General features: G+C 63.7%; 11 protein-coding genes. 7 read left to right on the top strand and 4 right to left on the bottom strand.

The features are described from left to right. The first annotated feature begins 89 nt into the window (after nt 1-89). Nucleotides 90-311 (top strand): hypothetical protein, encoded by a 222-nt coding sequence (locus MNQ99_RS14975; RefSeq protein WP_127513488.1) that lies wholly within the window; start codon nt 90-92, stop codon nt 309-311. Here the strand turns inward: MNQ99_RS14975 and MNQ99_RS14970 are convergent. The 3 genes from MNQ99_RS14970 to MNQ99_RS14960 all read right to left on the bottom strand — a co-directional run bounded on the left by MNQ99_RS14970 (nt 308) and on the right by MNQ99_RS14960 (nt 3,452). Then, a complete protein-coding gene (locus MNQ99_RS14970) occupies nt 308-1,708 on the bottom strand; it encodes a dihydrolipoyl dehydrogenase family protein (protein ID WP_241913493.1) in 1,401 nt (466 codons plus the stop codon). The two genes, MNQ99_RS14975 and MNQ99_RS14970, sit on opposite strands and share 4 nt — an antisense overlap. A 116-nt stretch (nt 1,709-1,824) precedes the next feature. Further along, on the bottom strand, nt 1,825-2,475 hold the full coding sequence (locus MNQ99_RS14965; RefSeq protein WP_241913492.1) for a class I SAM-dependent methyltransferase: 651 nt from the start codon (nt 2,473-2,475) through the stop codon (nt 1,825-1,827). Continuing rightward, nucleotides 2,472-3,452: an NAD(P)/FAD-dependent oxidoreductase gene (locus tag MNQ99_RS14960; protein WP_241913491.1), complete on the bottom strand. Its 981-nt coding sequence runs from the start codon at nt 3,450-3,452 to the stop codon at nt 2,472-2,474. Before MNQ99_RS14960 ends, MNQ99_RS14965 begins: the two co-directional genes overlap by 4 nt. A gap of 73 nt (nt 3,453-3,525) precedes the next feature. Here MNQ99_RS14960 and MNQ99_RS14955 point away from each other — a divergent pair, with 73 nt between their 5' ends. Then, nucleotides 3,526-4,098, top strand: a complete 573-nt coding sequence (locus tag MNQ99_RS14955; RefSeq protein WP_241913490.1) for a helix-turn-helix domain-containing protein — start codon at nt 3,526-3,528, stop codon at nt 4,096-4,098. After that, on the top strand, nt 4,098-4,715 hold the full coding sequence (locus MNQ99_RS14950) for a phosphoribosylanthranilate isomerase (protein WP_338423099.1): 618 nt from the start codon (nt 4,098-4,100) through the stop codon (nt 4,713-4,715). Before MNQ99_RS14955 ends, MNQ99_RS14950 begins: the two co-directional genes overlap by 1 nt. A 210-nt stretch (nt 4,716-4,925) precedes the next feature. Here MNQ99_RS14950 and MNQ99_RS14945 read toward each other — a convergent pair whose 3' ends face one another. Next, the gene (locus MNQ99_RS14945) at nt 4,926-5,231 is read right to left on the bottom strand and encodes a TetR family transcriptional regulator (RefSeq protein WP_241913489.1); all 306 of its coding nucleotides are present in this window, start codon (nt 5,229-5,231) and stop codon (nt 4,926-4,928) included. A 160-nt stretch (nt 5,232-5,391) separates the two neighbouring features. On the opposite strand from MNQ99_RS14945, the gene MNQ99_RS14940 reads away from it, so the two are divergent. The 4 genes from MNQ99_RS14940 to MNQ99_RS14925 all read left to right on the top strand — a co-directional run bounded on the left by MNQ99_RS14940 (nt 5,392) and on the right by MNQ99_RS14925 (nt 12,769). After that, nucleotides 5,392-7,155, top strand: coding sequence for a DUF2306 domain-containing protein (locus MNQ99_RS14940; protein WP_241913488.1), 1,764 nt, complete (start codon nt 5,392-5,394; stop codon nt 7,153-7,155). A gap of 478 nt (nt 7,156-7,633) precedes the next feature. After that, nucleotides 7,634-8,350, top strand: a complete 717-nt coding sequence (locus tag MNQ99_RS14935; RefSeq protein WP_241913487.1) for a hypothetical protein — start codon at nt 7,634-7,636, stop codon at nt 8,348-8,350. A 367-nt stretch (nt 8,351-8,717) separates the two neighbouring features. Then, entirely contained in the window at nt 8,718-11,825 is a 3,108-nt protein-coding gene (locus tag MNQ99_RS14930) for a DEAD/DEAH box helicase (protein WP_277883635.1), read from the top strand. 473 nt (nt 11,826-12,298) lie between these two features. After that, nucleotides 12,299-12,769, top strand: a complete 471-nt coding sequence (locus MNQ99_RS14925; RefSeq protein WP_241913485.1) for a MarR family winged helix-turn-helix transcriptional regulator — start codon at nt 12,299-12,301, stop codon at nt 12,767-12,769. Nucleotide 12,770 lies beyond the last annotated feature (1 nt).

The raw sequence follows: 12,770 nt of genomic DNA, 5'->3' as shown, positions 1-12,770 counted from the left end.
GTGAAAAACCAGCTGCACTTTCTTGCCCAGCCACACTCTCACCACTGCCTCGCCCTGCACCTCGGTCAACGCGAACCGGAGGTGGCGGCATGAGCACCGTCATTGAAACGCCGGAAGAAACGACTTTCCCCTCGGACTTGACCGTGCTGTCGATCGACGAGCTGCTGATGCTCAGCAGCCGGTGCTACCGGCAGCTAGACCGCAAGCATCCGGTGCGCGACGCCATCGTCCAGTACTACGCCATTGCCCAAGAGCTCGAAATCCGTGAAGCCTGCGACGGCGCCGGGGGAGCGGGCGCACTCTTCGCTTAGTCCTCCAGCCAGGCCGGCGTGAACAGCAGGTTCAACCCCTCGGACACCGTCGGGTGCGTGATGACAGCATCGCGCACGGCGGTGTAGTCGAGTCTGCCGATCATCGCCATCTGCAGCACGGCGATCGCCTCGCTGGCGTCCACTCCGCGCAGCGCGGCCCCCAGGATCTTGCCGGTCTCGCGCTCCAGCACGGCCTTCCACTCGCCGGCCAGCTGTCCCACGGTCCGGGCACGCGGGATCGCGCTCACCGGCATCCTCGCGATCCGCACGTCATGGCCGGCCTCGCGCGCCTGCTGTTCGGTCAGTCCCACCCGGGCGAGCTCCGGCGTGCTAAACACGGTGTAGGGGATCAGCCGTCCCGCCGCGCTCCGCGGCTGTCCCTCGCCGCGCGCTGCGGCAAGGTTGGCCTTGAGGATCCGGTAATCGTCGTAGGACGCGTGCGTGAACTGCGGTGATCCCGCTGCATCGCCCGCGGCCCAGACGCCGTCGGCCGTGGTGTGCAGCCGCTCGTCCACCCGGATCAAGCCCTTCTCCGTCAGCTCCACGCCCACGTCCCCGAGACCGATCCCGTGCGTCACCGGCCGGCGCCCCAGCGCCACCAGCACATCCTCTGCGCTGACAGACTCCCCGGTGGACAGGCCCACAGAGACCGTCCCGTCGTCGGCGCGTTCAATCTTCTCCGCGGACGCGCCAAGCTTCAGCGTGATGCCGGCGTCGGTGAAGTCCTTGGCCACCGCCTCGGCCACGTCGGCGTCCTCGCGCGGCAACAGCTGGCCGGCCCGCTGCACCACCGTGACCTGCACGCCGATGGTGTTCAGCAGGTCCGCGAATTCGCAGCCAATGTAGCCGCCGCCCAGGATCACTATGCTCGCCGGCAGTTGCTCCAGGTGCAGCATCGTGTTGCTGGTTTGCACGCTGGATTCGGCCAGACCCTCGATGTTCGGAAGGGCCGGCTCGGTGCCCAGATTAATCACGACGTCGGTGCCTCGCAGGGTGCGGGTGCTGCCGTCGTTCAGTGAAACCTCAACCGTCTTCGGCGCCACGAATTTGGCCTCGCCCAGGATGAAGTCCATGCCGGAACCGACGAACAGCTTCTCCTGGCCGGCCACCATGGTGCCCACCACGTCCTCCTTGTGATGGCGCAGCAGGTCGATGTCCATTCGCGGATGCTCCGCCCCTGCCACCCCGAACTCCGCCGCCCGGCGCACCGTCTCCAGCACCCGGCCGGAGTGGATGATGGTCTTGGTGGGGATGCACGCCACGTTGATGCACGTGCCGCCGATCATGGCCCGCTCGACCATCGCCACCTTCTGCCCCGACTTGGCCAGATCCATCGCCAACGACTTGCCGGCCTTTCCGCCGCCGACCACCAGCAGGTCGAATTCCTCGGGTTCCATGTCTATCCTTCCCTCGGGTTGCGGCGCGCCCCGCCGCCTTAAGCAACCGTACTCCGGCCGGGGCGGGTGCTGCGGGGCTCCCTGTCGCTGGGCGCAGCGCCGTCCTCGTCGCGGACTCAACGGCGGCGGGCGATCACCACGGTGTCCTCCAACAGGCCCGGTTTACCGTCCGGTCCAATCGCCTTGCGGCTCCTGACTTCGGCGCAGCGGATGTCCCACATGTCTCCGGACAGGTCCAGGGCAGTGAGCTCCTCTTCCGGCGTCGGGAAGAAATGCCGATGGCTGCCCGAGTGCCCGGCCCACGGCGGAGCGCCGGCGTGGGACACCACCAACAGGGTTCCACCCGGCGCCACGGCAGCCGCCGCCCGCTGCAGGATGACCGCGCGGGGAAGCTGGATGGGAGAGGCCAGGAAGCAGGCGGAGACCAGCTCGAACTCGCCGGCCGGGAAGTCAGCCGCCAGATCGATCTGCTGCCAGCTGATCTGTTCCCCTCCCAGACCGCGGGACTCGGAGAGCGCGCCGGCACGTTCCAGCGCGGTGGCAGAAACGTCCACTCCGGTGACCTGCCAGCCGCATTCGGCCAGCCACACCGAGTCGCCGCCCTCGCCGCAGCCCAGGTCCAGGGCACGTCCCGGCGTGAGCCCGGGCGCCGTATCCGCCAGCACCTGATTGACCGCGCCGCTCCAGATCCGTGGGCGCTCGCCGTAACGGGCGTCCCAGAACGTGCGGGCGTCCGCCGCACGGCCGGGGGAGGAGTGGCCGGTCATGATGCCCCCATTTCGCCGGCCGCGGCGGAGACGGCGGCCGGAGTCGCGGCAGAGGTCGTGGCCAGTGCGAAGTCCTCGGTCACCAGATCCGCGTTGATCATCCCGCCGGCCATGGCGCCCGCGGCGATGCTGATCGGCACATTGGCTGCCGGCGCCGTGATGTTTCCAACCGCCCAGATCCTGGGATGGCTGGTGCGCCCGGTCGGATCGGCCTTGAGGAAGCTGCCGAAGACCGAGTCCTCGCGCTCCAGGTCCAATCCGGAGAGGTAGCCATCCTGCGGGATCAGCGTGGCGGCGGTGAAGACCGCGTCCACGTCCACCACCTCCCCGCCCTCGACCCGGACGCCAGTCAGCACGTTGTCCTCGGTCACCAGCTCGGTAACCGGCCTGGGGTCGCTGGCGACGTTCCGCGCCGCGAGCTGGGCGGCAACGGAGCCGTCCACCGGTCCGGCCAAGGCAGTGAAGAAGACCACGTCGTGGCTCCACTGCCGGATCAGCTGGGCCTGGTGGATGCCCATCGGGGAGCTAGCCAGCACAGCCAGCCGCTTCCCGCGGACCTCCCACCCGTGGCAGTACGGGCAGTGCAATACATCCCGGCCCCAGCGCTGTGCCAGCCCGGGGATTTCCGGCAGATCGTCCCGCACGCCGGACGCGGCGATCAGGCGGCGGGCGGTGAGCCGGCCGCCGTCGTCCGTCTCCACCGCGATTCCCGTGGTGGTCTCGGTGACCTGCTTGACGACGCCGGTGCGCACCTCGACGCCGTAGCCAGCCACTTCGGCGCGGGCCCGGGTAAGGAATTCCAGCGGGTTGGTGCCCTCGTTGCCCAGCACCCCGTGCATGTGGCTGGCAAAGCGGTTGCGCGGGTTGCCGCCGTCAAGCACCAGGACCCGGCGCAGCGCCCGGCCCAGCATCAGGGCCGCGCTCAGCCCGGCTGCGCCGCCGCCGACGATAATGACATCCCATTCGTTGTTTTCCATGGTCCAAGGGTGCGGGAGCCAATGTTAGTATTGCAAGTATCTTTGCAGAAATAGCAAGTCGAGGGAGAGGCCTATGAAGGACTCGGTGCTGGAACAGATCGGTCCGCGGCTACGTGCCGCCCGGATCAAGCAGGACCGCACGCTGGAGGACCTGGCAACCAGAACGGGGATGTCCGTGTCCACGCTCTCACGACTGGAAAGCGGGAAGCGGCAGGCCAGCCTGGAAATCCTGCTGCCGCTCACCCGCGAGCTGCGGATCACCATTGATGACCTGATTCCGGCCGAAGTGCCGGACCCGCGGATCAAGCCCACACGGTCCATGCACAACGGCGTGCAGATTGTCCGGCTGTCCCCGCCCGGTTCGCCGACCCGGACCTTCAAGATGACCTACCCCGCGCGCAAGACCATGCCGGTGCAACGAACACACGACGGCTACGACTGGCTCTACGTGCTCTCCGGGCGGCTGCGGCTGATGCTGGGGGAGAAGGATCTGGTGCTGGAACCCGGCGAGGCCGCCGAGTTCGACACCCGCGTGCCGCACAGCATGGGATCCGCCGACGGCAAACGGGTTGAAATCCTTAGCATTTTCGGCCCCGACGGCGAGCAAATGCACACGTACACGCACGGCACGGAAGGGCAGGAATAGTGGCTGACACCTATGTCAAGATCTGCGGACTGCGGACCCCCGAGGCGGTCGCGGCCGCTGTTGACGCCGGCGCGGACGCGGTCGGATTTGTCTTCGCACCGGGCGGCCCACGCACCGTCAGCGCCACACTTGCCCGCTCGCTCGGCGAGGCCGTGCCGGCCGGCGTCGAAACGGTCGGGGTGTTCCGCAATCAGCCCATCGGTGAGGTCATTGAGACCGCCCGGGCCGCGGCGGTGACCACCGTCCAACTGCACGGCGACGAACCGCTCGCCGACATCCGAATGCTTGAGGGCGCGGGGTTCCGCACTCTCCGCGCCTTCTCCGCCGACGCCTACAGCGCGCTGCCGGCGGATGAAAAAGCGGGCTGGGAGACCGGGCGCATCCTGCTCGACGCCGTTGAACCCGGCGCCGGTGTGACCTTTGATGCGAGCGCAATCCAGGCGCAACCGCCGCGCGGATTCTGGCTGCTCGCCGGCGGGCTGACTCCGGCCAACGTTGGCACGCTGATCGCCACGCTCCGGCCGAACGGCGTGGATGTCTCCAGCGGTGTTGAATCCAGCCGCGGCGTCAAGGACATTGGCCTGATCCGCGATTTCGTCCACGCCGCCAAAATGTAGTGAGCTAGCGGCCCACCGCCTCAGCGGCGAGTTGAGGTCCCTCCCATCATCTGCAGCATCTCCGTCAGCACGTCCGCCGGCGCGCTTTGCGCGTCGTCTAACATCTCCTGGGGAGCCCTGCATGGGGCTCCCCAGGAGCGTGCATGACGTCGTGTCTTTAATCGACTGAGAACCCGCCGGCCCGGACCATTCCGATCACGGAGTCCATGTTCACTCAAGGACAACGGGCGGCCTGTTGGTCCGCGACTCCAGCAATTGCCGGGCCCACGGGTGGCGCAGCAGAACCTCCCGGGCGGAGAGTACCCGCTGCCGGACCTCGTTCCGCCAGCCCGATCCGCTCGGCCGCGTGTCGATCTCGCCGACAATCACGTCGACCATCCCGTCCAGCAGCTCTTCCTTGTTCGCGACGTGCTTGTAGATGGCCATCGGCACCACGCCCAGTTCCTGGTCGAGCTTGCGCATGCTGAGCGACTCGACGCCGGCTTCATCCGCAAGTACGACGGCCGCGATCAGCACTCGCTCTCTGTTCAGCGGTGCGTGGCGTGCCGCCTCCGTCTGTCATCGGGACCACCCTTCACACAGACAAAAACTTTCTCTTGACAAGTGTACGGCGTACACCTACGTTGGGAAGCACGAAGGTGTACGACGTACACTAAATGACTGGAGGATCAGGCAAATGATCACAGAAACCACGAGCGCCGCCACCGTCGCCAAGCGCTCCCGAACAGGCTGGCTGGTCCCCGCCGGCTTGATTTTCATCAGCATCATCCCCGTGATCTTCGGGTCGCTGCGGCTGGCCGAGCTGGCGAGGGGTGCGGCGGTCACGCCGGCCAACGAGCGCTTCTTTGACTCGCCCATCCCGGTGCTGATCCACATTCCCGCCGTGATCATTTACAGCCTGCTTGGGGCCTTCCAATTTGTGCCCTCGCTGCGTCGAGGCAAGCGCGGCAGCCGCAACTGGCACCGCATCTCCGGGGTCATTCTCATCCCGGCCGGACTGCTCTCGGCCCTTTCCGGCCTTTGGATGGCTGTCTTCTACGATCTCCCACCCGACGACGGCGTCATCCTGCTCATCCTTCGGCTGGTCTTCGGCACCGCTATGACGGTGAGTATCGTCCTAGGCATTCTCGCGATCCGGCGCCGCAACTTCGCAGCACACGGTGCCTGGATGGCACGCGGCTACGCCATCGGCATCGCGGCGGGAACCCAAGCCCTGGTGAGCATCCCGTGGATCCTACTGATCGGCCCGACCAACGAACTGAGCCGCGCAGTGCTCCTCGGTGCGGCCTGGCTGCTCAACCTTGCAGTCGCCGAGTACTTCATCGGCTGGCGCGCCCAGCCGTCCGGGCAATCGCGTCGCGTGTCCGGCAAGTCCACTGCCACTCCCGGCCGGAGCTTCCCTATGAGGGCCGCGGTGTATCGGAAGTTTGGCCCGCCGGAGGTTGTCAGCGTGGCAGAGATTCCGCAGCCCTCGCCCGGTCTACGCGATGTGCTGGTCAAAGTCCACGCGAGCACGGTGAGCGCCGCCGACTACCGTTCCAGGGGCCGTGACGTTCCCAAAGGGCTCGGGTTGCTGGCCGCGAAAGGCCTCGGCCTCTTCCGGCCACGCAACCAGGTCCTCGGCATGGACTTCGCCGGAGTTGTAGTCTCCGTTGGGCCCGAGGTCACCAAATTCCACCCCGGCGACAAGGTCGTGGGAATGCTCGGCGCCAAGTTCGGCGGCCATGCCGAGTACGTGTGCCTGCCCGAGGACGGCGCCATCACCGTCAAACCCCGCAACATGGACTTTGAGGAAGCGGTCACCCTGGTGTTTGGCGGGCTTACCGCCCTCAACTTCCTGAACGCCGCCGATCTCAAGCCGGGGGACACCGTCCTGATCAACGGAGCTTCCGGCGCTGTCGGAACGGCTGCCGTCCAGCTCGCCAAACAACTCGGTGCGCACGTCACCGGGGTCAGCAGCGCTGCCAACGCCGAACTGGTTTCCTCGATCGGCGCCGACCGCGTCATCGACTACGCTCAGACCGATTTCACCCAGGAGGGCAAGACCTATGACGTCATCATGGACTGCGTCGGCAATGCTCCCTTTGAGCGAGTCGAGGCGTCGCTCATTCCCGGCGGGTCACTGCTGCTGGTGATCGGCGACCTCAAAGCGATCCTTCTCGCCTCCAGCCGCACCCGGAAAAGCGGCAAAAAGGTCGTGGTCAGCAGCAAGTACTCCGCCGACGACCTCAAACACCTGGTCTACCTCGGCGAATCCGGCCACTACCGCGCAGTCATCGACAGAACCTACAACCTTGAAGACATCGTCGAAGCCCACCGCTTCGCCGACACCGGACGCAAAGCCGGCAACGTCGTCGTGCGGATCGCGCCAGCCGCCACAGGCAAGACAGCACCCAATGAAAGTCGCCTCGCCACCAAGATCGAGGTGGTCAATCAGTAAGCGCGCGGCGTCGGGTTAGGGAGCGACTGCAGGGAACCACGAGTGATCCGTCGGCCGCTTCGATCGATCGCAATTGCAACGCCAGCTTGGCGGATTCCTACGGTGAGGCCATCGCCCAAGACTCGAAGGCGTTATATGGGTTGGAGGAAGTGATCAACCTCGCCGAACGCCAACGCTGGGATCCGGAACCGCCATGGCGCTTCAACTCGGGAACCATCCCTGACCGAACAACGATATCCGGGTCTCCTGCCCTGCTCCGGGGGCCTCCGTGACCTCTGCCATCGAGATTGTTGCGGCCGTGATGCAATAACTGTCTGACCACGAATATATGCTTCGATGACCTTTAGGTTTTGTGGGGGAAAACCGTCATGCTGTCTCGTTCACTTCTGCATACAGAAAGCGTCACGGTACGGCATCGTATTCCGAGGCCAGTTTCTGGATTCCCGTGCCCGCAAGGCCATGCAATCCAAGGAGAAATATGATGTCGAACCACGACTCTGAAGCAGACCCGTTAGACGAAACCAAGGACGAGCACGCCCTATTGCCGGAATCTACCCCATATACTTCCGGAACTCCCGATTCTGTTGCTGAAACCCCAGTCAAAGTATGTCGCAAATGCAGCGTGCAAAGTCAAACTAATGGAAACTTCTGCCCGCAGTGCGGCGCCACCTACACCGCACGGCGAACGGGAGTGAAAGTAACTAAGAAGCTCGCCTTGATCACGGCAGCCGTGATTGTCCTCGGTGGCACGGGAACTGGCATTGCCTTCGGGGTTCAGCATTCCAACCAGGTCAAGGAAGAGCAGGCTGCAGCGGCGGCGCAAGCAGCTGAGGAGGCCGCCGCCGCCGAGGCTACGAAACGCGCCGAGGAAGAAGCGGCAGAAGCGCTAGCAGAGCAGGAAGCTGAGGACGCCGCCGCACGCCTCATCCGGGAAACGATCGTCACAGCGCTGGAAAAATCGGTTCAAAAGGATGCTAAGGGCCGAGCCAAGGACGGGTCGTTAACTGGCCCCATAAAGCGAACCGAGTGTACCCCGTTGGGCGGCGGATCTGTCGATGATCTGACCGCAATCACTGGCACGTTTGAGTGCATTGCCGTCAACGAGGTGCGCGACGACGGTTCGGAGTCGGGCTACGTGTTCTCGGCGACAGTCAACTGGGACGAAGCCAGCTACAGCTGGCATCTGGGCAGATAGCGGCAAGGGAGTGGTCCTGGCTGGAGTTCTCTGGCCAGGACCACTCCGTCTAAGGACCTGTAACTGTTCTGGCAAATCCGTTAGGTCTGTTCGACTGACGTGATGGCGTAGGATCGGCGACGGCGGCGGCAGCAACGGGGTCGACAATGGTCGGTGTTCCGGAAACCCCAATCGGACGGAACCGGAACCCAAACAGTCGCAGACTCGAAGAGGAGAGAGACCGGATCGACTTGACGCCCAGACTGCCAGCCGGGCCTGACGAAAACAGGGGTGAAAGCGATCATCGCGAGTCCGTCGCCATAATGTCCCTGTGTTCAATTAGCCTGGCCTGGTGAATGCATTTATTGGGGGAGAAGCAGCAGAAACCCTGCACGAGGGTCTGTACGAGGCTCTGCACACAGAATCTCTGGCGCGCCGCCTGGAACATTTGCCGGACTATCAGGCGAACTTCGAGCAGATCGACGCAGCCGACGCCACAGAGATCCTTTCAAGACATATTGCCGAGGCTGCCAAGAATGCCATATCAGCGGCGAAGCCGGAGGACAGGCTGGCACTCGCCAACAAGCTGCTAGAAGGCATCCAGGCAGAAGACTGGATCAAAGATGGCCCTCAGCAGCTCCTCTCGCTTCATGCACCGGAGAAACTGAGGCGTCGTAACCTCCGTCGTCCGGTTACCCCACTGTCAGATTCTGCCCTTCTCACCAACGGCAAGGATGATCCGAACCTGGCTGCTGAGCTGCGCGCGGAAATGGCATCTGCCAATAGCGTTGATCTCCTTAGCGCCTTCATTAAGTGGAGTGGTCTGCGCCTGCTGGAGACTGCACTCGATGAGCTGGCAGAACGCGGCGCTCGCATCCGCGTCATCACCACAACCTACATGGGCGCAACGGAACGCCGTGCAGTCGATGAACTTGTGCGCCGATACGGGGCCGAGGTGCGGATCAGTTACGAGACACAGGCCACTCGACTCCACGCCAAGGCTTGGCTTTTCCGCCGCAACTCCGGGTTCGACACGGGCTACGTGGGTAGCTCCAATCTCAGCAGGCCAGCCCTGTTGGATGGGCTGGAATGGAACGTCCGCCTGTCATCGGTGACAACTCCGGCTTTGCTGCAGAAGTTCGAGGTCACGTTCGACAGCTATTGGGAACAGCGTGCCTTTGTCCCCTATGACCCGGACACTGATGCCGAAAGGCTCGACGCTGCCCTGCTGCGGAACGGCGGCACCACGGCCATGCAGCCGATGGGCGCCACGGGATTGGAAGTCCAGCCGCATCTGCACCAGGTCGAGATGTTGGAGGAGCTTGAAACGTCCCGCGGGCTCCTCGGTCACCATCGAAACCTAGTCGTTGCCGCCACGGGTACTGGCAAGACCGTCGTTGCGGCATTGGACTACAAACGGCTCTGCGATGAGGCCGACCGTCCGCTGACACTGCTGTTCGTAGCCCACCGCAAAGAGATCCTGGAGCAGTCTCTGCGCACGTACCGCGCTGTCATGCAGAGCGGCTCGTTTGGTGAACTCTACGTGGGCGACCATAAGCCAACCCGATGGAAACATGTGTTCGCCAGCGTCCAGTCTCTTGCCGCCAAGGGGATGGATCAATTCGAAGCCGGCCATTTCGACGTCGTGGTCATTGACGAGTTCCACCACGCGGAAGCACCAACTTACCGGAGCATCATCGACCACCTTCGCCCGCTGGAACTGCTTGGCCTAACTGCGACGCCGGAGCGAGGCGACGGTGTCAACGTGGCCGACGAGTTTTTCGACGGCCGGATCGCCAGCGAATTGCGGCTCTGGGACGCACTGGACGCGGACCTTCTCGTGCCGTTTCACTACTTTGGGCTGGCCGACGATGTCGACCTGAGCCAAGTGGAATGGAAGCGCGGCAACTACGACGCCGAGGCGTTGAGCGTCTTGTACACGGGCAACGACGCCCGTGCAGCCAAGGTGATCAAGGAACTGCGCGACAAGGTGCTCAGCACACGGGAAATGCGGGCCATCGGCTTCTGCGTTTCGGTTCAACATGCGCACTACATGGCGAGGGTCTTCAACCAGGCCGGCATAACCTCCGTGGCCGTTTCAGGTGCCACTGACAGCGATGAGCGTGCCACGGCGGTAACCAAACTCCGCAGCAAGGAGATCAACTGCGTTTTCGCCGTAGACCTCTTCAACGAAGGTTTGGACGTTCCTGAAATCGATACCGTCCTCCTGCTGCGCCCGACGCAGAGCTCCACCATCTTCCTCCAGCAACTAGGCCGCGGACTGCGGCGTTCCGAGGACAAGGCAGTCCTCTCAGTCCTCGACTTCATCGGGCAACAGCGCCGTGAGTTCCGTTTCGACCCCAAGTTCCGGGCCCTCACGGGAACCAGCAGGGCTGGCCTGGTCAAACAGATTGAGGACGAGTTCCCTCTGCTGCCCTCGGGCTGTCAGATCATTCTGGACCGTGTTGCGCAACAGACTGTGTTGGAGAACATCAAGTCCCAGCTGCGGTTCAACCGTAAGCAGCTCATTGCTGACGTCCGCTCGCATGCCGAGGTTCGGCTAGAGGATTACCTGCGCGAATCCGGCCGGGACCTTCGCGAGGTCTATCGGAAAACCGGAGACTCCTGGACCTCGCTGATCCGCGACGCCGGTCTAATCGACAGCGGTAGGCCGCCCGTCCTCCAGCGCGAGGGCCGGTCCGTCTTTGAGGAGCATCTGGTGCTGAAGAAGATGACCGCCCTGCTGCACGTGGATGACCCGGAACGGGCCGGGACCTACACGTCGCTGGTGTCCGCGGATGCGCCGCCCTACGAGGGCCTGGGGGAGCGGGAGAAGGTGCTGGCTCGCATGTTGTTTTTCACTCTCTGGCCGGACGGCGGCGGATTTGAAAAGTACGACGACGGCTTCGAACAGTTGCGCTCCTATCCTCACGCGTGTTCTGAGATCAGCCAATTGATGATGCTCGGTGTCCAGAAAGCCCGCCACATGCCCAAGGGCCTCGGACTCGGACTCCAGTACATTCCCATGTACTCGCATGCCACCTATCGACGTGAGGAAGTGCTGGCGGCGCTGGGAATTGCCAAGATCGGGGGTCGGAATGCGGAGCACCGCGAGGGTGTGGCCTGGAGCGCGGAAACTGCAACGGACGCCTTCTTCGTCACCCTAAATAAGGATGAAAGAAAGCACTCGACCAGCACCATGTACCGGGACTATGCGTTGAGCGAGGACCTGTTCCACTGGGAAACCCAGAACAACACATCCACCACCAGCCACGTAGGCCGACGGTATTTGAATCGTAAGGATCACGGTTCGCAGATCGTTCTGTTCACCCGCGAACGCTCGAATGATGAATTGGGGATGACCATGCCATACACGTGTCTGGGTCAACTCGACTACGTGCAGCACTCGGGAGAGAAGCCGATTGGAATTACATGGAAGCTGCACCGACCGATGCCGGCGGATGTTTACGCGGCAGGAAGCGCGGTTGCACGATGAGCCAGACTGTTGGCGGTGGTGCGCGTGTTCCGACGCGACCCTTGGTGCTCCGTTCAAGCTGAAGAGCCCCTAACGCGTCCGTCTGGGATTCCTAGTTAATCGCGCCATGGTGTGACAACGAGCACCCGGCCCCGGAGGATCAACTCCGCGCCGTTGCAGAGTCAATCTGCGGCAGCCCCAAGTCTTCAAACTGCGACCCCACAAACGTTGAGTGCAAAGAAGTCTCGCCGTGCATGCCGTGCGTCAAAGTTCGCACCTTCTGTTGCCCAAATGGAAAGAGTCCGGAGTGCGTGGACAGTCCCGACCCTGTTCCCTGGACGCGGCCGTTCAGGATCCTCGCACCATGAGCACTTCGGACCGCTGACCCACAAGCACTCGACAAACCAACTTCGTTAGACCATTATGTAGCTAAACTTTCTGATGATCAGATGGGTTGGGATTTGAGCCAGGGTGAGGGGCCGAGAAGGCCGGAGATGCATGCCGCGTCAGTGTTGATGCGGAAGGTACTGGTGCTCAACGACATGGTGGAGTACCAGATGCGTCGCGTGATGGGGACGAACGAGACGGACTTCCAAGCGATGCAGCATCTGATGGCGAAGGGGCCGATGACGCCGTCCCAACTGGCGGATGCCCTGCACATCACCACGGCTGCGGTCACCACGGTGGTGGACCGCTTGGTGCGCGCCGACCACGCACGCCGGGTGCCGCATCCGTTGGATCGCCGCAGCACGATGGTGGAGCCGACAACCCATGCGGCCGACCTGACGATGTCCAAGCTGATGCCGATGATCCAGCAGACGGACCAACTGGTCCGCGACATGCAACCCGACCAGCAGGAAGCTGTGGTCGCCTATTTGGGCGGAGTCATCCAGGCGATGGAGCAACACATTGTAGAGCTGGCGGGGGAACAACCCGTCGTCCCTCAACTGACCGGGAAGGGTTAGG

It is taken from the genome of Arthrobacter sulfonylureivorans (genome assembly GCF_022637435.1).
In the GTDB taxonomy this organism is placed as follows: Bacteria; Actinomycetota; Actinomycetes; order Actinomycetales; family Micrococcaceae; genus Crystallibacter; species Crystallibacter sulfonylureivorans.
The sequence above is the reverse complement of the archived record's forward strand: the minus strand, read 5'-3'. Positions and strand labels throughout refer to the sequence as shown.